Raw genomic sequence first — 22,913 nt, 5'->3', positions numbered from 1 at the left:
GATTTTTACCATGACCGTGTGTGACGTCTCTTGGAATTAAACAGGCATTCGGAGCGCACAATCCTGGACTCATTCCGTTTTTGCAGTCCGTATCGAAATCAGATTGGTTTAGGTAGAAGTAGCATTCGTTGTCTCGGCCTTCGGTCAAGGCTCGGGCGATTATCACAATGCGAAGCAACATCAGCAAATCGCCGCCATGGGCCGTTAGGTCAGCCCCGGGCTACGTGAGAAATCGCATTACATCCGTCCGTCGCTCGATCGCAACACTGTTCGCCACTGGTGCTCGTCATCTAAATCGCGACCACGATTGAGTCTTCAACAATAATCTCGCGAACGGCTTCGAGGTCGGCGGGTCGACCAGCGTCGTGAATCGTGTCGCGTACTTGAGTCTATGCGGCGATTACATTTTTTCTTAACACCCGAGTGTGTTGACTAAGTCGTATTGAACCGGCGTTCGGGCGGGCTGTCACGGGCCTTCACCGGACACCTAAAAAGGACCAATGATGGGCGTCTGAAAGTCCTCCATACAGTGAGGGGGGTGGCCGAATTACTGTTGTTCGTTTTGCAAACAACGAACTGGTACGGGATCGAGGTGAGAATCTCAGTGATCGTAAATCGGCCTTGCTCGTCAGTTCGTACTTGTGACAGTACAGACGATCCCGGCGGCAGCGCGTCGGCGGTTAGTGATACGGAGGACTCCGCAAGAGGCTGATCATTATCGTCGATTAACGTGCAAATGCCTGTTGCTGGGGGAAGCATCACGAAGTTGATCTCGCGAGTTTGGTTGGGCAGGACGACTTGGTCTGCGGCGATTTTCCACTTTTAAAGATGTTCGTTCGCGACAGGTTGTAAACTGCCAATCCCGTTACCATGACGACTAAATTTCTTTTCGAAGTGTCCGTCAAAGTGAGCAGTAACGTGAGCAAACTGCGTCTGAGGATATGGTTATCGTCGGAAATGTCTTAGAAGCTGATTCCCCCCATGCCGAAGCGAAAGTCATAGCGGCCGTCGGCGTTGGTTATAGTCGCACCTCCGCCGAGAAGTGTTCCCATGCCAGTCGCAGCACGAATCGTGACACTCTCCAATGGCTTGCCATCGCCGTCGAGCACGCGACCGAAAGCACGCCAAGGAGCCTCGCGTTCTTCCGCCCCGGAGTTATCAGCATCGCGAGAGGACTGAAACTCGGCATCCTCGGCGGTAGCCTTCACGGATTCGTCCGAAACGACGAAAAATCCTAAGCGTTCGGTATCGAGATTGAGTGTCGCATCCGAGTTCGAGGCCTGGCGGATAAAAATGTACGCCTCGATCGTATACTTGCCCACCGGTAATCCATAAGTGTAAGACGGAATGGACTCGGCACTCGGCAGTTCACTAGCGATCTTGAAGTCCAATCGTGACACATCGATGCTTTTCTCACTGGCTGTTCGCTCGCTGAATCCGCTCGGGTTACCAGTAATAAGTTTCGTCTCACCCGGTGCGATTGAGGCGATCAGAACTCGTTGCGGTTCGATTTGGCTGAGTATAATCTGATTCCTCTGCATGAGTTTGCCACTGGCATCGCGGATGCTGAAGCCCCAACTATCCATGCGGTGTGGAAGAAGTAATTCGCACGCAATTTCGCTGTCTGAGACGTTTTGTACGAACAGGTCTGCGGTCACCCTTTGACCATGCGCAAAATTCGGTAGTGCGTCGTCCCGATGGCTGGTCCATGTAAGACCCGCTCGCAATCCGCCAACGGCTTTGCCCCATCGAATCTCAGTCAGGTTGGTTCGCTGGTCGCCTGCAATGTTTCTATTGTGCGTTACCGTGGGAAACCGTTTTGCGTTACTTATCTCTTCGCCGGTAGCTGCCGATGCAGAACCTTTCTCTTCCCAGCGAACCGGGAATTGGTGTTCAAAAGGGATTCCATGGCGAGTCCCAGGTTCGTCAGTCGGCAAAGAGAAGAATACTCCCAGGTTGACATTGTATGTGCCCGGCTCCAGTCCCCGCAGATCAATCTCTTGTCTGAAACGCGGGTCGGTGAAACCTTCTCCAGCGTTGATATCAAATTTTTCGATGTGGATTTGGCTACCCTCCGCACCGGGCCCGGGTTCGATCCGATGGGCCGCATCTACAAAGTATCCGCAGGGACCGCTCTTAAACGAAACATCAGCCGTCCTAACAGTATCCGCATCGTTTCGTAGCAAGTATTCGAGAACCAATGTCGGATTATTGTGGCTCGGACGCTTTACAATCTGCAATCCGGTCGTCCACTGCTCAGTACCTCGTGGGTACCAGAACACATCATCGCGACGATCTTTCGACTGGTTCCGCTCTGCGATTGTGTCGAGTTCCCAAAGAGCGATCGCTTGTTTCCGATCAGATCGTCCGATCGCCAGTTTGCTCCCGTCGGACGAAAAGGCAGCAGCGGTGGCGTAAACTGGAAGCGTTGCGAGCGGCTTGCCTGTCTCGACGTCCCAAAGCATTGACTCTTCACGATTGTCGAGGTGAACTCCGTATCGAAACAGGTAGCGATCGTTCGGCGAAAAGACAAACGTCGGAGAACCAAGTCGCAGAGGCGCTTTCATCGAATGCTGCACTTTGCCCGTTTTGATGTCGATCAGTTTGACACCGACTAGATCGCCGATCGCCAGCGTCTGTCCATTGTGCGAAAACTGCAACCCAAGGACCTGATCCGGGACGCTCGTGTGCATCGGCTCGCCGGGCCAGCTCCCCGGCGGGTTTTGATTCTCGAACTTGAAAATTTGTTCGCCGCTCTCGACATTCCAAATCCCGACGCCTTCTCGCGCTGGCCATGCAGCGACGTACCGTCCGTCATCCGACAACGCGAACGAACGAACGAACGTATCCAGTGTGTTCGGATTTGATTTCTCGTACCATTTCGCCGGTCTTGGCATTCCAAATATAGATGTGCCCGCTCTGCATCAATTCGGTCGAGTTTGATAAGCCCACGCAAGCAACTCGATCTCCTGAGGGAGTTGCAGTGACGTGTTGAAGCATAAGATCACCGAACTCTTCCCACGCGGGCTTCATCCGTCGTAGTAGTTGGCCGGTCTTGGCGTCCCAAGAGGCCTGTTCGTTGCCAAGGCTGCCAAAGACTAGCTTTCCGTCTCCCGCCAAGACGAGTTGACTCGTGTATCGAGTCCAATTTTTCTCCCACTCCAACGCAACTTCCGTGAGCACTGTCTGCGTCGTCAGATTCCACTCTCGAACTCGTAGAAAACTGTCCGGTTTGGCCTCGCCCGTACCATACGCGAGACTACGAATGGTGGAGTCGCCAGCGAACTGAATGCTCTTGACGCTGCTGGACTCGGGCAGCAGCAGGTTGGGCAAGACGGAGATTTCATCGGTGTCTGCATTCGTGACTCGTTCGCTCTCCACGCTGACATCCGTTCGTTGACCCGCTTGCAATGAGATGTTCTTGAATGTGACGCGATATTGGATTGGACATAGTCGGTACTCGAAGCGATCAATGTCGTCGACTGATGTGCGGAACACGTCGGCGTTGCGAGTGTTTCCTTCTTCGTCATCCCATAGGGTTGCCCCGTATGGAAGTAAACGCTTGCCGTCCTTCGTCATAGCAACCACCTCCAGTCGTGCCGTATTTCGCATTTCGCGATCGTAGGCCCAGCGAACTAGGAAGCTCTCCGATCGGCGCTGGATATCGTGGACTTGGCCGCAGTCCCTTTCGTGCCGAAACCACGATGGGCATACTCAACCGGATCGGAAACGACGAACCTCGCTCGCTACGCAGTATCAATCCGGACGTACCCGCGTGGTTAGAACAAGTCGTCGTCAAGTTACTTTACAAGTCACCCGGTGATCGCTATCAATCCGCGTGCGAGGTCGCTGCCTTGTTGCAAAAATGGCACGCTCATTTGCAACGACCCGACCTTGCAAAACCGCTAATTGAGCCCATGACGCTAGCCGCGGGTTCTGCAAAAAAACCAATGCTCGCCGCCAGTGGCGACGGCCCGCGAATTCCAAAACGGCTGATTGGCTTAGCCGCAATTGCCTTCTTTGCATTGGCAGGAACCGTCATTTATTTGGAAACAGGCAAAGGCACCATACGAATTGAGACCAACAGCCAGTCAGCCGTGCCAGTCATCATCCGGCGAGGCGATGCGGTCGTCAAAGAACTGACCGTCACAAAGGCGGGTGCTTCGACACGCTTAAAAGCCGGTCGTTACGTCATTGAGGTCGAGAGCAATGATACCGCTTTGACGATCAAAGGCGACCAGATCGAACTTTCACGTGGAGCCACTTGGATCGCCCGCATCGAGCGCCCGCAGCAAACGGGCCACTATGCAAGGCAACCCCATAGCGATTCAGTGAATCAGTCATCCGGTGATGCTGGCGCAGACGCATACCTTGTTTGGCAAACATCAGACACGGTTCATTTGAATGGCTGGTTCGCCAAAACATTGCAAATCAGCGACGAGCAACTCCAGTCCATTAACGAATTGCTGACGAGGACTTGGCGAAAGTACATCGAGGCCGAGCGTGCACACACAAAGTACACCAAAACGCCAGAAGGACATCTTGAGGGAGTTGTGAGCGACTTCACCGAGACGCGGTCCAAGCTCGAAACCGAATTTTGGGATCAGCTTGTTATGCTGGTTGATGGGCGCGCGGAAGATTCGCTGCATGCTCGTTCTATTGAACACGGAGACAACCAAGGCGACGGTTGAAACCCCGTCCACGTTCGATGATTAGTTCCTAATCGCAGCAGATTTGACAACTCAATTAAAACCGCGTTCAACGGGTCGCGTTTCGCTATACATCAGAGCCGTTGCCCACGCCATTAACCGACGACCGTGTTTCCGAACCTGCTCAGTGGACTTCACTACCTATTCCGGATAAAGATAATGAAAAATGCAAACCTGGTAACCTTGATTGTGATGGCGGTATCTCTGGCGGTAAATGCATGCCATGCCCAAGACGGCTCGACGATGGCAGAACCGACCGATCAACCGGTCGACATCGCGGATGCAACAATCATTCAACCAATCTGGGAATGGCGCAGCGAATCTGAAACAGAGGCAAGTCAAACTGATGCTGTCGTTCCGTTGGCCGGCAAAAACGAGTTTGCTGTTTTGGTCGCATCGGTCGATCGTGAAAGCGACGATGGGCTTGAAAAACGCACCATCAATGACTGGCGGTTCGCAAAAGACGGCGAGATCATTAGTCGCAAACCGCTGGATGACCTACCGCACCGCAAATCCAAAGCAGCCACGAAAGACTGGCAGAAAGTCAACTATGCATCCGCTTCCAAGACGGTTTCTTTCTGGTACCCGAACATTTGGTTGTCGCTGGCAAGACTCCTATTTTCAAGTACGCACTCGATGGAACCAGGCTTTGGTCTGTTGATTGCCAATCCGGTGACTTTGTTCATCCTCATCAGACCGTCGCTTTATCAGATGGCGGCTGTATAGTCCTCGGAGAACATGACAGGAATGGGATCGCCCTCCGGGTCACCGCCGATGGCAAGATCGCATGGTCTAGGGAGTATATTCGGGAGGAGCAGCAGATCTTGTTTCGCGGCATCGTCGAGAGCACCGACCGTACGATGGTCGTTTGCGGTGTGACCGGTGAGTTCAATAAGTTTGGAAGCGGCGAGATGAACCTCTGGCTTGCTCGAATCAGCCTCGATGATGGAACACTCGTTTCGGAAATGATTTTTCCCGGACGCAACGGCACGATCGCCAACCTCGGCAGCGACTGGATTGTTGTCCACGACCGGTTCACATCCGGCATAAAGAGCAACTTTGCAGCGACCAGACTCACTGCGGACTTCGAGCGGACTTGGACAACGCCGATCCCCGTATCACCTATGACTGCTTTCCACAATCGACTTCTCGTTACCAAGGACGGTCGCATCCTGGTTGTTGGCGATGCCCCAACCCAAGTGCGGTTCATCGAACTGGACGCGGAGGGCCAGATGCTGAACATCACGCGCACTCCGAATTTCGATCCGTTCAGCCCGCGACATTTCGAGATCGTCGATGACATGATCGTCGTGGCATTGGAAGACTACGAAGATTCAAAATTCACTGCTGGTCTGGCGGCTTTCTCAGTCGATTCGATTCTTAAGAACGGCGTTCAGTAGGCGATGAACAAAACATCCTCCAATCGTTCTACAAGGCTGAAGGTCTCGATCCGTGCAATGTTGTTGCTTACCGCAGTGGTCGCGGTGTCGATCTTCATCTACCATTCCCAACCTGACGCAGTTGCAATGGCTGAAAGTTGTCGCAGTGGCCTCAGCCAACGTGCAGTTCTCCGAAGTAATGGAGTTGAAACATCTTGAGCTACACGGCTCCTACGCTGTTTCGGCTAAGTTTGTCAACGAGACCGCAAAACTGAAACAATTGAAATGGTGTGAGATACGTAGTTCACAACCAGTCACAGCGAACATACTACAGCCGCTTCATTCGCTAAAGAATCTTCGGCATGTCAGTGTCCAGCAAGATCACCGAAAAAATATCGAGACTGGTTCACGTTCAAGAGCGTCGCACTGAACCCGGGCCAAAAAACGAATCTCACCACGTCCCTCCAGACGATCGCAATCCCGGACGCGGGGAAGAACGCTACGTTCCAGGATACGGAGAATCTGCAGCAGCGGCACACTGCGTTCAGCTTTGTCTACCAAGCGATCGAGAATACACTGCCGGCGGTGGTGCATCCGAATAGTCGGTTGATATTCTTGCTGGTGGCGATGGACCAGATTGGTTCCTGCTGGCTTGAGAGTGTGGCGAACAGCTCACCGCTGGTGTTCCAGATTCGCAAGTTTCCGTCTTGCCCCGCCGAGAGAATGCGGTTGCCGATCGCTACGACTGACCAGACGGCGCCGTTGTGCCCCATCCATTTCGTTGACTCGGAACCGTCGTCCAGGTTGCGGATGTGAATTCTGCCAGCCGAATCGGCTATCGCTATCGTTTCCTCCGGCAGCATCGCAATCGAGTTGATCGTTGCAGCATCGGCTAGCCTTATCGAAACGATCCTTTTGCCCGACAAGTCATACCGTTTCACATTCGATGAACTGTCGGCGACAACTAAAAACTTGTCGTCGGTTCCAAACTCGATCGCGCGGATGTCCCCTACCAGTCCATCAAGTTTGCGGATCTGCGTCCCAGACGTTGTATCGGAGACTAACACCCTACCGCTTGAGTCTCCGGTCGCAATCAGCTTACCGTTGTGTGAATACGCCAACGACCACACGGAAGAGGTGTGCCCCGACACGCGAATTGACTCGCGAAGCTGGGGCAGATCGTAGATGATAACGGAATTGTCACGGCTGGCAGCAAGTTGATCTTGTCGAGGATTCAGGGCGATGCCGGTGGCCGCGTTGGTTGTTTCGGCAAGCGTGATTGACGGTTGCTTCCACATATTATTGCGAACGGTAATTTGGCCATCGACATCTCGCCATGCCACAGTCCGACCGTGATTGCCAAAGGACACCTTGCGGACAGGAATCGAAGATGACGAAGTGATTTGTGGAGCGGCAAGCGTGTCTATGTTCGAGACGCAAATATCTTCGGTATCGGGGTCAGTGTAGACAACAAGACGTCGTGACGGCGCGATTCGCACGTGGTTTGACGGAGGTCGCGCGTGTCGCCACTCAACTTGGCCATTGGTTCCCGATAGACCGACCATTTCGTTCGCGCCAATCACGACAACTTGGCTGCCGCTGACACCTAGAGATTCAGGATTACGTACCATCGAACTTTGAGTCCAAGTAATGGCCTGAGTAACGGGTTGGTTGTCACACTTAGTACATCGGTAGGCATGTACGTTACCGTTTTCGTCGAGTGTCACTATGGCCGAATCGTCGATCCAACTTAGATCGATGGGCCAAGAGTCGCTTTCCATATCAAGGAGCGCTGGATCATCCGTCTGTCGTGGCTCGTCCGTCAAAGCCAGCAAATCCCCGCGAGCGATCATGACGGTCGAGCCATTCAGAAATGCGACAAAGCGACCTGATGGCGAGAATCGAAGGTGACGGACCGAGTCCGTGCTCGCCAGGATTCTGCCATGCTGGCCGGACTGTAAGTCCAGGCTCAAAGCCTTGCCTCGGTCGTCAATTCCAGCGACGAGCCGCTGTTCAGGAAGCAAGGTGATTTCTCTGATAGATTCGGGAAAGTCGGGACGTCGAATGACTTCCATCGTGTCCAGCTCAACTTCATAGATCTGATTTCCATCGCTCACGATAGCCTGCGGTCGCGTTGGGTGGGTGCAGAGTTTCGTCGGCTCCACTCCGTCAAATCGCATCGCCTCGGACGTCTGTAATTCATCGCCAGCAGCGGAGTAGGTCGTAAGCCTGCCGTGTTCATCCAATACGACCAAGCTCCCTGTAGCATTGCACCATTGAACGTCAACAAAACTTCTCCCGTCTGCATCAATGCTCTCAGTAGCCGGCCATGCTTGACGGTGAAATAACGAATACTCAAGTCCCCTGAGCAGCATGAGACTTTCTGAAGCCTCAACTTGCTCTAGCGAACGCCGGGCGGCTTTCACGTCGTTTGCTACGAGCGACTGAGAAGCTTGAACGATTAACGAACGGTAGAGTGCGCGGTTGGTGCCGTCGACTGAACGACGAAGTTCATCAGCCAGCTCGCGTTGATTCGCTTCGGCATTCGTCGTTCGTTCGAGTGCAGATTGCGTTCTCGACAACATCGCCGCCAACCCAGCCACCGACATCAGTGCTGACAAGATCACGACACCAATTGCCGTGGACAACGAGCGATTTCGATTCACCCACCGAGCAAGACGGACGGTGCGACCGATGGGCCGGGCGAGAACTGGCAGGCCTTCCAAGAATCTTGATAGGTCGTCACGAAGTTCCGCGACGTTTTGATAGCGGTTGCCCGGACGCTTTTCCAGGCACTTGTGGCAGATCGTTTCTAAATCTTTGGATAGCCCAACTTGCAGGCGACTCAGTTCCACCGGAGGTGTCGTCTCGACCAGACGCATGGTTTCCAGAGGAGTGTTGCCGACCAAGGGCGGGCGACCGGAAAGCATCTCGTACAGCACGGTTCCCAAACCGTAGACATCGGTGCGAACGCCGAGTGTTTCATCACGAACCTGTTCAGGAGCCATGTAGCTGGGCGAACCAGCGATTCCAGTTAGCGTTTCAGTTGACTTGGACTCGGAGCAGAGACCATCGCGCAATTGCAACCGCTTGGCGAGTCCGAAATCGGCGACTCTCGGGCGACCGGTAGTGTCCACGATAACATTGGACGGCTTCAGATCGCGATGCAAAATCTGTCGCTGGTGCGCGAACTTGATCGCGTCACAAATCTCTTTCATCATGCTGGCGGCCTCGATCGCGCTCAACGGCTGAGAGGCCAGAATGTTGGAGAGCGGCTGTCCCTCGACCAGCTCCATCGCAATGTAGGATCTTTCATCGTGAATGCCGGCATCGAAAACGCTGACAATGTTCGGATGGTGCAATTCGCCTGCAAGTTGGGCCTCTCGAATCAGTCGTGCCCGCTCATCCGTCCCAACTGGCGCCAGTTTGATGCAGACCGGACGACCGAGCGATTTCTGTGTCGCACGGTAGACGATTCCCATCCCGCCACGACCGATGATTTCCAGCAGTTGGTAATCGCCAAAGTCACGCGGAAGGATCTCGTCGACAGATTCGGCATCGGCATCGATCCAATCCATTGCTGCTGTGGCCGCCAAGTCACCGACGGACGTGTTGTCGACCGCGAATTCAAGCAGCAGCGCTTGCACGGACTCCGAAGCCGTACTTTCGCAGCCTGAAAGAAAACGCTCCACAAGCCTACTTGCGTCTTCGCATTCCGCTGTCCGCGTCGCATCCAGCCAGTCAAGAAAAGCGGCAAACCAATGATTTGCTACCGCATCTGATTCAGTATCGGTCGTTGAGCCGCCGCGTGATTCATTCGTCATAGCTTCTCCGACTCAATGCTTTTGCGTAGTTCTGCAAGTCCGCGTTTCAGCAGCCCGGCCGCAGCCATACGAGACCGACCCAGTGCTTCACCGATTTCAGCAACCGACGCAAACTCGAAATAACGCATCCGAACCGCAGTCGCTTGATCTTTCGGAAGGCATTCGATCAGCGTGGCGAATTGTCGAACTTCTTCTTGCTTCGCCATCGTCATACTTGGCGATGTCCGATCGTCCGGCCGCTCCTGCAGATGACCGCTGCCAGCACACTCCCGTCCAATGGCTCGCTTGTCAGTAAAGAGGTGGTCACGGATGGCATTCGCTACGTTGCAAGTCAAAATTTTTCGAAGCGTTGCCTTCAAGTGTTCATCGTCATTCGCCAGCAGACGATCGATTCCTTGGTGGGCTTCCAGCATCGTTTGTTGAACCAAGTCCGAAGGATCAAGTCGACGACCGAGTCGGCTGGCCATTTTTCGCTGAGCGATCGTTCGCAAATAGCCTCGATAGGTTTCCAGTAGTTCACCGATTGCCGCCGAATCCCCTTGCTGCGCAGACTGCACCAAGTTCGCGATTCGGTCGGAACTGAGAGGCACTGAGCGTGTCGGTGAATCAATTTCGGGCAGACTGTCTTGAGTGGAGGGGTTGTTCAAAGCGGTATCACATTCTCGATGTCAAAATTTGAAGGCGGCCCAGGCAGCTTGCTCCTATTCTACTCAATCCCGGTTTCCACTGAGGTGGGGCGCGTGATCGGTAAAATTCCGAAACTGACATTTTTCGCGCCCCGCAACGACTCTAGCCGGGAGTAGCTGTATGACGGCAAAGAGTTGATCCGCATCACAGTCCGAACATAGGTACGAGACCATGAAACTAAACACGTCACTAATCCACTGTGTCGAACGTATGGCCCTTTACATGGCGTTGAGCACCGCCTGGTTGTGCTGCCCGACCAGCGGTATCGCACAGCAGCCGGTCTTGGCCGAGGTGCCCGCGTCGATCTCCGGTATCGTGTTGCAACCCGATGGCAAGCCTGCAGCCGATGCACCAGTGATGCTGTACTGGCACAAACCGTTCGCCAAAACAAAGACGACCAAGGACGGCGCCTTCACTCTGAAGGTCGACATAGATCGCATCAAGACTGAAGTCGGAGAAGAATGGCCTCGCATGGCGATCGCGTCCATCAGTGACAGCAGCGGCCCTGGCTGGCAGATCTTGGGAAGGGTCACAGATCCGACAACAGTTGAGTTGCAATTGGTCGTTGATGTTCCGGTCACGGGAAAAATACTCGACCAGCAGGGCAGACCGGTCGAAGGCGCGAAAGTCACTATCCAAAATCTTCATAGAGCGAAAGACGAGAATCTTGACGGCTTTCTGAAAGCAAGTCGCGATCAGCCAACACGCACTTGGCTATACGAACGCGATTCGATGTTGTATTTGAGTCCAGAGGCCGTTTTGAAATTACAGGGGATCAAGGATCAGCGACGACCCTACGCGGTGACTGACGCGGATGGGAAATATAGTCTCAGCGGTTTTGGAAAAAATCGTTCGCTATTTGCAACGATTGAAGGACCTGGAATCACTCGCGAAAGTGTCTACATCGTCACGCGTCCTGAGATCGATTCACGCTGGAACCGCGGATCATTGTCCCGTGAGACAAAGATGGAGTTGGAAAGCGGTTCACCGATGCGATCGGTCTATCCCGCCAACTTCCATCACTTGGCTGCTCCGGCCCTGACGATCCGCGGGAGACTAACCGATGCCAAAACGGGGGTGCCCGTCCAGGGGATGCGCCTGTCCGCTCGTATGACAGGGCATTTGACGCCGGGCATCGCCACCTCCGACAAGGACGGGCGATACGAGATCATCGGATTGCCAACCGAAGGCGAAATGAGACTGTCCGTACTGAACCCCGGCAACCAACCCTATCTGGACGCTGAAATCAAACGCGAAGTGAAGGCAACCGCAGCGGTCGGAGAGATCGACTTCAAACTCGATCGCGGCGTAAGCGTAACCGGCGTCGTGACAGATGCGAATACGAATCAACCGGTCGCCGGAAATATTGGCTATTTTTCCTGGCGGGAGAACGAGCATATCGATCGCCTAAGTCATCCCTACAACACGTTCAATGCGCAGGGAACCGACAAGGAGGGAAGGTATGAGATAATTGTGCCACCGGGACCGGGCGTTCTCGCATTCCAAGCACGCAATCGCTCGCACTACGACTCCGCCGAGTCCTCCGGTTTTGGCTTTACGACATCGCAAGGTGGCATGTTTCCCAGTGGGAACCGCGGCTATGTACGTCCAAGCGAGTTCAATTTCCTTAAGCGAATTGAACCGACACTTTCAACGTCTAGGTTGGAGGTCGACATCACCTTGGGACGCGGCCCCGTCTTATCCGTGTCGGCCCGTAAGTCGGACGGGGGGGCTTTCAATGAACTCAATATTCGCGGGAGCCAGAAACTCGCATTGAAAACGGTGCGAGGCGGAAAATTTGAAATCGGCGGTATGGACGTCGGCGACAAACGAAACGTATTCATTCGCGATCGCCAGCTCGAATTTGCAGGCGTGTTTGATCTGCAACGCACGGAAGAATCGGACACTATTGAGTTGGTTGTCCCAAGAACGGGATCCGTTAGCGGAAGAATCGCTGACACTAATGGTCGCCCACTTTCGCGTTGGACGGTGACGGCGCTTTCGGAAGGAGTCATCAAGGCGGTGACCGAGAACAAAGGGATGCGTCCAGATGGGCTTTATGAATTTGACGACACACTGACCGATGCTGATGGATATTTTCGGCTCAAGGGATTGCCGCCAGGAGTCCAGATCGAAATTGCTACGGCAGAACGGGTCGAAGGACGAAATCCTGACATCAAGAGAGTTAAGGAGTTGACGTTACGACCCGGACAACAGTTGGACCTCGGGCAGTTGAAGGTCGAATAGGCCCGTTCGCTTTAACGGGAGCGAGTCTCGTCAATAGTTCAGCCTCAGCCATTGTCGCCGAAAGTCGTGACGACTTCCACTACGGCATATCCCAATACTTTGAAGGCCCAAACAATGTCCCGTGACTACTGGAAACCGTATCGACCGAGTGAGTATCTGCTGTGGAACCGGGAGCGTGTCATGCACGTACACCGCCGCCTCGGTTTTTCAGCGGCGAAAATTGAGTGCTCGCAGGCACTTGCTGCTGGGCACGAATCAACTATCGATCGTTTCCTGCAGCCCGTGACTTCCGGGAACGAAACCATTCAGTCCGGTTTGATTCGGCAAGCAATTGACCGCAACTCCATCCGTGCGTTGGAAGCCGGTTGGATCATGAGGATGTGGCACGCTGGCAATCCACTGGCCGAGCAATTGTGCCTCATGTGGCACAATCACTTCGCAACCAGTTTCTTAAAAGTAAACGACTGTGATGCGATGTGGAACCAGAACCAACTCTTCCGCAGTCTTGGTTGCGGTCGGTTCGCTGACCTATTGAAAGCCGTACTGCTCGATCGTGCAATGCTGGTTTGGCTTGATGCCGACTCCAATCGTGCTTCACATCCCAACGAAAACCTCGCTCGCGAGTTGATGGAATTGTTTACGCTAGGCGAAGGAAACTACACCGAGAAAGATGTCCAGGAAGCGGCCCGCGCATTAACCGGTTGGCGAGTCGGTGACTCGGGAGTGACTTTCAATCGTTTTGAACATGATGGCGGCTTGAAAACAATCCTGGGAGTGACCGCTGCTCACGACCTAGCTTCGCTCGCCGATCTACTAATCGCTCAACGCGCAACGGCGGAACGTCTTGCTTGGCGGATATGCGATCACTTCCTAGGCACCCCAGTTCCCCAAGTCGCCATCGATCAATTAGCAAAGATTTTGCGCGAACTCGATCTCCACATCGGCAAAGCAGTTGCTCAAGTCGTGCGCAGTGAGCGGTTCTTTTCCAACGATGTAGTAGGTCAGCGATTCCGCTCGCCCGTGTCACTTGTCGTGGGCGGCATTCGAGAATTGGGGCTGCATGAAGACACTTCGGGGAAAGCCGCTGTATCGCCTCAGCTTGCCGCAAGCTGGATGGAAGCGATGGGGCAACATCTTTTTCACCCGCCCGGAGTCGCCGGATGGCAGGGCGGCAAGTCTTGGCTGGGTAGCCAATCGATGATCCAACGCGCCGCATTTGCAAAATCTCTCAGCGAAGGAGAACTTACCGGCGGAAACGAGGAACATCCAACAGCAATTCAGCTCGCCTCCGGTCAATCGCAACTGGACTAACCACGCAGTAGCGGAACTCGTCACGAGTTTCGTTTCCAACAATCACCACATCCGGGAGACCAACTATGACCACTCGACGCGACTTTCACAAACGCCTTGCTTGCATTGTTGGTACTACGGCGATGTCGACGCGACTCGTCCCAGCGGTCTCGGCTGGGGCCCTGCCTGAAAATTCACGGCGAGTCGTGACGATCTTTTTGAATGGGGGAAACGACGGCCTGAACACGATTATCCCCGCTCGCGACCCATTGTACGCCCACTATCGCAACAACCTTCGGATCAAACCAGAAGAGGCGATTCATCTAGACGACGACACGTTTCTTCACCCGGCGATGCGCGGCCTATCGGGCTGCTGGGATTCCGGGCGATTGAGCATTCAGCAAGGCGTCGGCTACCCCAATCACAGCCGTTCTCATTTCGTCAGCACCGCAGTTTGGTCTGAAGGCAATCTTGACGCGACGCTGCCCAGTTTCAATGGATGGCTGGCTCGTACTCTTGATCCATTGCAAGCGAACAGTCAGTCGCCGCTGGCCTGTGCGATTGACTCACCCGACACGCCAGAATTACTGCGTGGGCGAATCACTCGCACGGTCAGCATGCCACAACTTCCTCGGGAGGAATCCCAGACGCTAGCTCGCGTGCTCGAACAGAACCAAGACTTCGCCGCGGATTCCGCAGCCAACCAGTTTGTGCTTCAAGCCTCCCGTGACGCGGCGGCTAGCCTTCGCAAAAGCGCAGCCTCATCGAGTCAGTTCGACGGCTTTCCAGACACGACCTTCGGCCATCGGATGGGGCAAGTCGCCAGCGTCATCGAGAGTTTGCCAGAGATCAAAGCAGTTCACGCTGTACACGATGGCTACGACACTCACTCGGGTCAGCGACCGCGTCACTCAAGTCTGCTGCGAGAGCTTGCCGACGGACTTGCCGCTATCGACCGCTTCCTAAGTGAACGCGGCCTGTCTGGGTCCACATTGATCATGGTGTTCAGCGAATTCGGTCGCCGCGTGCAAGAGAACGCATCGCATGGAACCGATCACGGCGCTGCCGCACCAGTGCTATTGATCGGAGGCGGGAGCGAACCCGGTCTACACGGTGCATCGCCCGATTTAGAGAACCTTGTCGACGGCGACATCACAGTGACAAGTGACTTTCGAGAGTTGCAAGCTGTAGCCAGCCAGTGGCTAGTCTCAAACGAGAAGAAGATGCGTCGCTCTTGAAATGTCTGACTCAACTGCCGACCACGACTACAGACTCTCTGTTGTTCCTTGAATTGGAAAGTTTGGTTTATGCCTCAGTCCGCCTAGCCAACTGTTGATAATTTTCTTAGAGAGCTTTGTTGAGTTCTCGTAATGGCACGCGGATCTCATCGTCGACAACCTCTGGTTGAAATTTGGGAATCGTAGAGGAGAGACCGTTGCTCGCGTCCTGCTGTACACCGCTTTGGACATTTCGCCGCTCGCGACGTCGATTTCCAATCGACCGACCGCAATCGAAGACCAGTTGTTCGTTGAGTGGCAGGGAGTATTGGAGCAGATTCGAATGCAAAACATTGACTGGACAATCGGATCGGTTTACACAGGTTCTTCTGGAGCATCCAATTTATGGGAGGCACCGAGTGGATTGCACGATGGGGAGTCGGAAACGCCAACGAGGTCAGGTTTGATCGCCGTTGACAAGCGTCACTCGCCGTTGACAGTTCTAACAGGGACGGAAGATCTTGATATCTTGATTCAAGCATAGTGGAAGAGTGGAAGAGTGGAAGAGTGGAAGAGGAACATGCGCTCCGTGGAATGCTCAAGCCGTCAAACAACATAAAATGAAACCAAAAACGCGACGACGAATCCGACAAATCGTACTTTTCTCTTTCGTCGCGATCTTGACTATCGCGGGGTTGGCTTGGCGTTTTTGGGTGGGCAAAAATGTTGCGCAATGGCAGTTACTGCAATTCGTTGTTCAGATCGAGCACGATGGCGCTGATGCGCAAACAGTTCAACCACTGGGTTGGAATCTTGCGATTCTCGGACGTGATGACGAGATTCGACAATTGGACTTCCTTCCTCAGTATGATCCACCACTATTGGACGTGGATTCGAGCAAGTTGACATTGAATGTGGTGCCGTGGCGCGACGGATTCAGACAATTCGCTGCGGAGAATCGCATCGTCATGATGATGGAAGATCATTTCGTGTCCAAACATCGCGAAATGATCGGCGCAACATTGCCAACTTTTCGCGAGGCCGGTTTTACCCATTACGCAGCGGAAGCGATTGGCGAATCTGGAGAGCTGCTGACATCTCGTGGATACCCCGTTGTCGAAACCGGCTATTACACTTCCGACCCTCAGTTCGGCAACGTGCTGCGAAAGGCGCTCGACTTGGAATTCACGGTACTTGGGTACGATTTTCGCCCGTTCACACACGAAGGGAGAGAAGAATTTGCCGCAACCAAACTAGCCAAGCTATTTACGGACAACTCGCAAACGAAGTTGATCGTGCATGCTGGATTCGCGCATGTACTCAAACACGAGACGGACATCGAGCAACGTTGGCTTGCAGCCGTTCTATGGGACAAGACGGGGATTGAACCGTTTACGATTTGGCAATGGTCCGCCATGCGCGACGCTCAAGAGTATCGCATTGTGGCGGACGCCCTGGCCGAACTCGGAGATCTTGATGAACCTGTTTTGTTGATGCCACCACCGACGACAGATGGCGGCATTAGAGACGTCCCTCGTGTCGACGCAATTCTTGTCCACCCACCGGATCAGAGCGCCGCTCCAGCAGATCGAACAGTTCTGTTCCCGAACGAAATGCAGCGCATTTCAGGGCAGTGGACCACCAAGCATTGGCCGGTCGTAATCGCGGCTTACAAGGATGGCGAACCGACCACAGCAATCCCGCTAGATCAAGTGATGATGAGAGACGGAGAACAAAGATTCGTCCTTTGGATTCCCCCATCGACGAAGTATGAAATCGTCGTGTTCGATCAAAATGGGCTGCTTGACTCCAGTACGCAAATGGATCGCGATTCCGCGCTAGTTCGGGCTGACGAATGACTGTCCAAATTGCGGCCTACGGAATGAACCGCCTGAACAGCGCGACATGACGCGTTTGCAATCTATCATTGAGGCGATCGACGCCGCGAAACACTGTGCCATTCATGCCTGCCCCCGATTGTGCAGCACCGATTGAGCACATTGAAAAATCTACGAGAGGGAACCTTGGCTAGTGCCATAACCGCTAACCACGCAGACGACGGTGTCTAGCTAGTATCCGTCCAGAAATTTAAAACGCAGTTAATTTACGAAGTAATTGAAGAAAAAGCTCCCCGAAGATCGAACCCGCAAGCGGGCCGGCGCGTTGAATTTGTTGACTAAAACGAAATCAACTCACAAATCTTCGAGGAGTGAACGTGGTTCGCAAACACTACCAGCCACAGTATCGGTTCGATTCCAGCCCCATCGCAAACGTTCAACTGAATCTGGAATGTCGCGATGAAATGATTCCAGTCTTGTTGGGACTGCAGCATCTTTATTCCGATACCAAGCTACGAACGAAAGTTGTGCGGTTGGTTGCTGGTGATCTGAACGAAGATTCCCGACGCGATGTCGGCAGGCCCGGGATGGATGACTGGCATGTCGTGGTCCTCGCCGCGGTTCGGCTCGGTTGCAACTGCGACTACGACAAACTGCAAGACCAAGTCGAGAACCACAGTGCGCTGCGTGGCATCATGGGAATCGGCCAGTGGGAAGACACCGACGGTTTCCCTTTCAGACGAATTCGCGACACGCTTTGTCAGATCAAGCCCAGCACCATCGCCAAGATCAACGAAGCGATTGTCTCCGCCGGTCACGCAATCGCGCCAGAGGCAGCCATCTCTGTTCGCGCCGACTCCTTTGTCATTGAAACCAACATTCATCATCCCACCGAGAGCAGCCTAATCTTTGATGGTGTCCGCAAATTCGTTCCCTTTTGTGTCGACCTGGCACGCTTGCTCAACGTCGATGGTTGGAGACAATCCGATCATCTGGTCAAGAAGATCAAGAAGCTGAAACAAACCATTGGAAGAATCGCGGCGAGCAAGAGTCCGAGTAAAAACGATGTGTTGCAATCGTTGTATGGCGACTTGCTGGATCGCTGCGGCAAGTTGATCGAGCGAGCCGTCGGCCTTGTGGAAACCGCACGAAACGAGTCTTCCTCGGTGGAAGTGTTGTCCAAAATGGCGGCAATCCAGCATTGGATCGACTTGACCGAGCAAGTCTGCGACACGGCATACCGACGAGTTTTTATGGGCGAGAGCGTCCCCAATTGCGATAAACTTTTCAGTCTCTTTGAGACCCACACGCAGTTGTATCGTCGTGGCAAAGCGGGGCAGCCCAATCAATACGGTCGCTTGGCGTTGGTGTACGAAGACGGTGCTGGTTTTATAAGCCACTATCACTTGCTCGACCGCAACGCTGGTGACCGGGATGTCGTGGTTGATCAGACGGAGATTGTCCAAAAGAAACATGGAGGCGAAATCGTCACAGCGTCTTTCGATCGGGGTTTTTTCAGTGACGCAAACGAAGCGTCACTCTGCGAGATCGTTGAAGATGTTTGCGTGCTGCCACGCCATCCGGGCCAGTACGCCGATCGGCTCAAGACAGGCTCAGTGAGGTTCCACCAAACGCGATTGCATCACAGCGGCATCGAAACTGGCGAAGCTACATTCATCGGGCTGCTGTTGCGGACTCAACGAGGTGAGTGCCGGCCACTGGTTTACCGTCCCTGCCAAAGATCTCGGTCCGGTACGCTCGATTCGGATCACTCGCTCGATTTGAATTTGGCATCAGTCCGCGTCTGACGTTTTCGATCTCCTCTGTAGCATCTTGATGGCAAGCAACCACAAATCGTGTCCCCTTCGAAATGTCGTCATTCGGCCGGAAGTAAAATCCTTCACCGGGTGTCTGCAACGTCAAAAATGTATCGTCGGTCCGATAGATCCAGTCGCCATGGAACAACAGCAACTCATTCGCCTTGATCTCTTGCACGCTAGTCGCAAACAGGATGACGCCGTAGGAAGGTTGGCCGAACATCGGCTCTTCCTGCATTGCAAGCCCCGCGTTGTCTGCAACCCTCTCATATGAAGCAAGCTCGGTTCGATGAATCTCCTCCAACCGATTTGTAATCTCGATAAGCCGGTCCTCTACCGGCCTCATTTCAGTGCTACCTCTGTCAGCGGTTTCGACGTTTTTCCTCAGAAAGGACGACCTTAGTTTTACTTTCGTACGTTCCGCTAACAGTTTATGAATTTCGCTGAGCGCTTCGCTGGTTCTTTGTAGCGAGCCAACGTCATTTTGCCGTCCACTGCTCTCGTTCTTTTTGCCTACGATCATCGGCCCTTGAATAACATGAACGCTCGTACGGTCGGCCACTTGGGCAATCGAGATCGTGACGACTCGCGGCTGTTCCACATCAGGCCGATGCAGGAACGTTACGTGGGCTTGTCCCTCCGATAGGTGAGCGACCATCTGCGTGTGGCCTCTGCGATCAACGTTGTCGTATCCGAATCCATGCTGAAAATGGGTGCCAGCTTGGAGACTGTCGAGACCGTGTTTCGCCGCTTTGACTAAACCGTGTTCCTCGCTCAGTTCCAGACGCTTGACGTACCACAACACAACTCGCTCAACGGATTCGCTAGTCTCGCAGTCGTACACGCGAAGTTGCCCCGCCTTACCTGCACTCACTTGGTTCACTCCCGCACGGCCCGCGGGGTAATCCCAACGATCACTCTCCTCCGCAAACGAAGCGTTCGCGACCAGTGCGGTCGATACCAGAATAAGTAAGCTGACGGCACGATTTGCGATCATCTGTGTCCTCCGGATCATTGTGATAGCCCCGAAAGTGGAATGTCAGAACCTACATATAACTTAGGATCGAAATTAACGAGAACGCCATTCCGGAACTGAAGTTGATATGATGGCTGCGGATCCGCTGAGTAGAATACAATTTGATCACCGCCTTCAATTCCATCCGGACCGATCACTATAGGTTTAAAGTGCGGGCCTTCCTTCCACTCTAGCAATTTCGTGAGGTGAGTTCCGTCATCGTGCCTACCGCTACCGAGCACCGATGAAACCCGATTGATACAGTCGCCCCTGCGAAGTTGTGACGAAAGTAACAATCGGAGTGTTTCAACGTCGCCATTTCGTTGATAGCGGGCGGAAGCGGAGAAATACCTGGATACACTAAGACCGAATGCAGCAAGCATAACTACTACCAAGAGTGTGGCAATAGTAAAACGAGGTCGCAACTTCATTCAAATCCCTCCTTTTGATGGATGATCTGGGCGTTGTCAATTTGTTCAGAGGTCGTGTCAAGCTCGATGGAAATGAACAACTCATTTGACAATCGATGCTTTGCCGCTGAAACGCCGTCAAGCGACAATTTTTAACGTCACGTGAACAATAAGTACTGACTTCAGAGGCTGGTGGTGTAGTTTCATTTTGGCCAAGCTTCATCGTAGATGTTTTTCAGTTCAGACTTCAGTTCTTCATTAAGCTTCTGACCGGTTTGGTAGGCTCGACGTATGACGTTGACGGTCGCTCGAAGTCCCGCCCTCGTGCTTGTTTGACGCATCTGATCGACATCTGTTTCGAGTGAGTCAAACAAGCGGCCCGAGCCATTGGTGTCTACACAAATTGATCGATTTGATATTGATTGCCGGATGGGATTCAAATTGCGTTGGAAAAACGCCTGCAAACACAGTATCGCAAACAGGTTAAGTCGCATATGAAGGCTGCCACAAGGTCCAACCCCGGGCCACACTGCCCGGTGGACATCGATAAAACGACTTCGGCCAGTCAGAACCTGTGGCGTTTCCTGAAGAATGATCGGGTTTCGCTTGAGAAACTTATGGAGCCCCTCAGGAAGCTTGGTCGAGATGGCTGCCGGAACAGCCAAAGCAAATTTGTTTTGGTCGCCCATGATTGGTGCAAACTGGACTACAAGAGCCACGCCAATCGCAAGAGCGACTTGCTTCAGCTCACCCACAAGACGGACATCGGCTACGACTTGACGACGGCCCTGTTGGTCGAGGCAGACTCCGGAATCACGCTGGCTCCCATGCAGATCCACCTCAAGACGAGCGAGGCTCTGCACAGCACCGCAAAGGAACCTCCGCTGTGGGAGGGGCACCATCTCGACCAGCTTGAGACGACAATGGCCGAGGCTTCCAACGGCTGGGATCTGCTACGAACTCCTGTTCATGTAATCGATCGCGAAGCGGACTCACTGGGACGGCTACGACGCTGGCACAGCCTGGGCCACTTGTTCTTGGTCCGCTGTGATGATCGTCGGGTACGGTGCGAAGGTCGCTCGGTGCTGCTGAGTGAACTTGATGAGGAACTCGATCAAACGTTTCAGTACGTCGATGCGGGCAAAGCTCTTCACGAGGGGAAGAAGGTCCAGCGACAAGTGGGCGAGCGAACCGTGACCCTTTATCGCCCCCACAGTGCCGTCATCGACGGTGAGAAAAAGTCGATCGCCGGCAAACCAATCGAGCTTCGTGCCGTCTTTGTGCGACTGGTCGATGACGATGGTTGGATCGTCGCCCAGTGGACCCTACTGACGAACGTCCCTGGTGATGAAGCTGATGCGTCCGAAGTAGGCAAATGGTACTACTTCCGCTGGCGCATCGAGAGTTTTTTTAAACTGCTCAAGAGTCACGGATTGGAGTTGGAATATTGGCAGCAGGAAACGGGTTTGGCGATCGCAAAGCGTCTGCTTCTGGCCGCCATGGCGTGTGTGCTAGTGAAACAGTTGGAGGCCAGCGAGAGCGAAGCGGCGATTAAATTTCGTCGACATCTGATCCGATTAAGTGGACGCCGGATGAAACGCGGCGTGGAGTTCACCGGCCCAGCTTTACTGGCTGGGTATTACGTCCATTTGAATATGCTGGACTACTTGATGGCGACCGAACTTTCACTCGAGGAGATGAAAGACATGGAAAACGCCGCTCTATCAGAGATAATCGATGTGTAGACACCAATGGCCCGAGCAGGCTCGACCGACGTGCGAAAAAATACGACGTTCGATCGGGTTGTACTTGCTACAGTAACTTGGCAAGTGAGCGACTCGGATTTCCACTCTGCTCGGGCATGGCATCGCAATATCTGTATTTGATTCGCTACGGAAGCGGCACACCCTGGAACACTAATTCGCGACGGTCTGCGTCATTGCCAAACCAAAAACGGAATGTGACAGTCTCAAACTTGTGAATCTTGCCCGACAATGTGAAGAGGTAGACCTTCGACTTTGGCGATGATCCTTTCGGCGTTTCCGTTGGGAAGATGGCAGCGTGAAGTGGCGGAAAATCAAGATCCATTTCCGCAAGACCGCGGCTCCGAGTTGTGTGCGTTGGACCATTCGTTGCAATGCTGATTTTGCCAAGTAGGTCCGTACCGTCAGCCCCTTCGGCTTTGAAGCCCCAAGGCTCCTCTTTGTCGGTGAGTTTCTCGATAACAGTAGCCACACGCATCCATGGAACTACCTTGTTGCCGGGAGTACGGCCGCCATCGGATACCAGTTCTTGAGAATCAAGAAAGGCAACCCCTTTCGTGACGCCAAGAAGCGAAACCCGATAGTCGCTGTTTTGTTGCACGGAATCAAATGTGTCAATCTCGGATTTCCGCATCTCTTCGTCGGCATTCAAAAACGCGGCTGCCGCACCTATGACAACTGCGACACCAATCATGGTGGCATACTTATTCATTGTGG

General features: G+C 53.6%; 15 protein-coding genes. 9 read left to right on the top strand and 6 right to left on the bottom strand.

The features are described from left to right. Nucleotides 1–962: 962 nt before the first annotated feature. Both ABD971_RS11720 and ABD971_RS11715 read right to left on the bottom strand, forming a co-directional pair. Nucleotides 963–2,897 (bottom strand): hypothetical protein, encoded by a 1,935-nt coding sequence (locus tag ABD971_RS11720; protein WP_345322232.1) that lies wholly within the window; start codon nucleotides 2,895–2,897, stop codon nucleotides 963–965. After that, a complete protein-coding gene (locus ABD971_RS11715) occupies nucleotides 2,815–3,579 on the bottom strand; it encodes a WD40 repeat domain-containing protein (RefSeq protein WP_345322231.1) in 765 nt (254 codons plus the stop codon). Before ABD971_RS11715 ends, ABD971_RS11720 begins: the two co-directional genes overlap by 83 nt. 125 nt (nucleotides 3,580–3,704) lie before the next feature. Here ABD971_RS11715 and ABD971_RS11710 point away from each other — a divergent pair, with 125 nt between their 5' ends. From ABD971_RS11710 to ABD971_RS11700, 3 genes are all read left to right on the top strand, one after another. Further along, the gene (locus tag ABD971_RS11710; RefSeq protein WP_345322229.1) at nucleotides 3,705–4,691 is read left to right on the top strand and encodes a serine/threonine-protein kinase; all 987 of its coding nucleotides are present in this window, start codon (nucleotides 3,705–3,707) and stop codon (nucleotides 4,689–4,691) included. Nucleotides 4,692–4,868: 177 nt separating this feature from the next. Beyond that, nucleotides 4,869–5,435 (top strand): hypothetical protein, encoded by a 567-nt coding sequence (locus tag ABD971_RS11705; RefSeq protein ID WP_345322227.1) that lies wholly within the window; start codon nucleotides 4,869–4,871, stop codon nucleotides 5,433–5,435. Between the two features lie 98 nt (nucleotides 5,436–5,533). After that, on the top strand, nucleotides 5,534–6,109 hold the full coding sequence (locus tag ABD971_RS11700) for a hypothetical protein (RefSeq protein ID WP_345322225.1): 576 nt from the start codon (nucleotides 5,534–5,536) through the stop codon (nucleotides 6,107–6,109). A gap of 533 nt (nucleotides 6,110–6,642) precedes the next feature. Here the strand turns inward: ABD971_RS11700 and ABD971_RS11695 are convergent. Both ABD971_RS11695 and ABD971_RS11690 read right to left on the bottom strand, forming a co-directional pair. Next, nucleotides 6,643–9,912, bottom strand: coding sequence for a protein kinase domain-containing protein (locus tag ABD971_RS11695; protein ID WP_345322223.1), 3,270 nt, complete (start codon nucleotides 9,910–9,912; stop codon nucleotides 6,643–6,645). After that, nucleotides 9,909–10,559: a sigma-70 family RNA polymerase sigma factor gene (locus tag ABD971_RS11690; protein ID WP_345322221.1), complete on the bottom strand. Its 651-nt coding sequence runs from the start codon at nucleotides 10,557–10,559 to the stop codon at nucleotides 9,909–9,911. Before ABD971_RS11690 ends, ABD971_RS11695 begins: the two co-directional genes overlap by 4 nt. A gap of 211 nt (nucleotides 10,560–10,770) precedes the next feature. Here ABD971_RS11690 and ABD971_RS11685 point away from each other — a divergent pair, with 211 nt between their 5' ends. The 6 genes from ABD971_RS11685 to ABD971_RS11660 all read left to right on the top strand — a co-directional run bounded on the left by ABD971_RS11685 (nucleotide 10,771) and on the right by ABD971_RS11660 (nucleotide 22,178). Beyond that, on the top strand, nucleotides 10,771–12,846 hold the full coding sequence (locus tag ABD971_RS11685) for a carboxypeptidase-like regulatory domain-containing protein (RefSeq protein ID WP_345322219.1): 2,076 nt from the start codon (nucleotides 10,771–10,773) through the stop codon (nucleotides 12,844–12,846). 114 nt (nucleotides 12,847–12,960) lie between these two features. Beyond that, nucleotides 12,961–14,157: a DUF1800 domain-containing protein gene (locus ABD971_RS11680; RefSeq protein ID WP_345322217.1), complete on the top strand. Its 1,197-nt coding sequence runs from the start codon at nucleotides 12,961–12,963 to the stop codon at nucleotides 14,155–14,157. A 65-nt stretch (nucleotides 14,158–14,222) separates the two neighbouring features. Continuing rightward, a complete protein-coding gene (locus ABD971_RS11675) occupies nucleotides 14,223–15,374 on the top strand; it encodes a DUF1501 domain-containing protein (protein WP_345322215.1) in 1,152 nt (383 codons plus the stop codon). 599 nt (nucleotides 15,375–15,973) lie between these two features. Next, nucleotides 15,974–17,212: a hypothetical protein gene (locus ABD971_RS11670; protein ID WP_345322213.1), complete on the top strand. Its 1,239-nt coding sequence runs from the start codon at nucleotides 15,974–15,976 to the stop codon at nucleotides 17,210–17,212. A 356-nt stretch (nucleotides 17,213–17,568) separates the two neighbouring features. Beyond that, nucleotides 17,569–18,999 carry an ISNCY family transposase gene (locus ABD971_RS11665; protein WP_345322211.1) on the top strand — a complete coding sequence of 477 codons (1,431 nt, stop codon included), beginning with the start codon at nucleotides 17,569–17,571 and terminating at the stop codon, nucleotides 18,997–18,999. Between the two features lie 1,976 nt (nucleotides 19,000–20,975). Beyond that, nucleotides 20,976–22,178 (top strand): transposase, encoded by a 1,203-nt coding sequence (locus ABD971_RS11660; protein WP_425571297.1) that lies wholly within the window; start codon nucleotides 20,976–20,978, stop codon nucleotides 22,176–22,178. Here the strand turns inward: ABD971_RS11660 and ABD971_RS36035 are convergent. Together ABD971_RS36035 and ABD971_RS11655 are read right to left on the bottom strand one after the other, a co-directional pair. Further along, the gene (locus ABD971_RS36035; RefSeq protein WP_425571293.1) at nucleotides 22,158–22,301 is read right to left on the bottom strand and encodes an ISAzo13-like element transposase-related protein; all 144 of its coding nucleotides are present in this window, start codon (nucleotides 22,299–22,301) and stop codon (nucleotides 22,158–22,160) included. The two genes, ABD971_RS11660 and ABD971_RS36035, sit on opposite strands and share 21 nt — an antisense overlap. 22 nt (nucleotides 22,302–22,323) lie before the next feature. Continuing rightward, nucleotides 22,324–22,908, bottom strand: coding sequence for a hypothetical protein (locus tag ABD971_RS11655; protein WP_345322209.1), 585 nt, complete (start codon nucleotides 22,906–22,908; stop codon nucleotides 22,324–22,326). Between the last annotated feature and the right edge of the window lie 5 nt (nucleotides 22,909–22,913).

It is taken from the genome of Novipirellula rosea (genome assembly GCF_039541335.1).
Classification (GTDB): Bacteria; Planctomycetota; Planctomycetia; order Pirellulales; family Pirellulaceae; genus Novipirellula; species Novipirellula rosea.
This window is presented reverse-complemented; position numbering and strand designations above follow the sequence as displayed.

Bases quoted from the DNA above. Each gene is read 5' to 3' on its own strand.
- ABD971_RS11720 (WP_345322232.1), bottom strand. From the start codon at position 2,897: ATGCCAAGACCGGCGAAATGGTACGAGAAATCAAATCCGAACACACTG.
- ABD971_RS11715 (WP_345322231.1), bottom strand. From the start codon at position 3,579: ATGACGAAGGACGGCAAGCGTTTACTTCCATACGGGGCAACCCTATGG.
- ABD971_RS11710 (WP_345322229.1), top strand. From the start codon at position 3,705: ATGGGCATACTCAACCGGATCGGAAACGACGAACCTCGCTCGCTACGC.
- ABD971_RS11705 (WP_345322227.1), top strand. From the start codon at position 4,869: ATGAAAAATGCAAACCTGGTAACCTTGATTGTGATGGCGGTATCTCTG.
- ABD971_RS11695 (WP_345322223.1), bottom strand. From the start codon at position 9,912: ATGACGAATGAATCACGCGGCGGCTCAACGACCGATACTGAATCAGAT.
- ABD971_RS11685 (WP_345322219.1), top strand. From the start codon at position 10,771: ATGAAACTAAACACGTCACTAATCCACTGTGTCGAACGTATGGCCCTT.
- ABD971_RS11680 (WP_345322217.1), top strand. From the start codon at position 12,961: ATGTCCCGTGACTACTGGAAACCGTATCGACCGAGTGAGTATCTGCTG.
- ABD971_RS11675 (WP_345322215.1), top strand. From the start codon at position 14,223: ATGACCACTCGACGCGACTTTCACAAACGCCTTGCTTGCATTGTTGGT.
- ABD971_RS11670 (WP_345322213.1), top strand. From the start codon at position 15,974: ATGAAACCAAAAACGCGACGACGAATCCGACAAATCGTACTTTTCTCT.
- ABD971_RS36035 (WP_425571293.1), bottom strand. From the start codon at position 22,301: ATGCCATGCCCGAGCAGAGTGGAAATCCGAGTCGCTCACTTGCCAAGT.
- ABD971_RS11655 (WP_345322209.1), bottom strand. From the start codon at position 22,908: ATGAATAAGTATGCCACCATGATTGGTGTCGCAGTTGTCATAGGTGCG.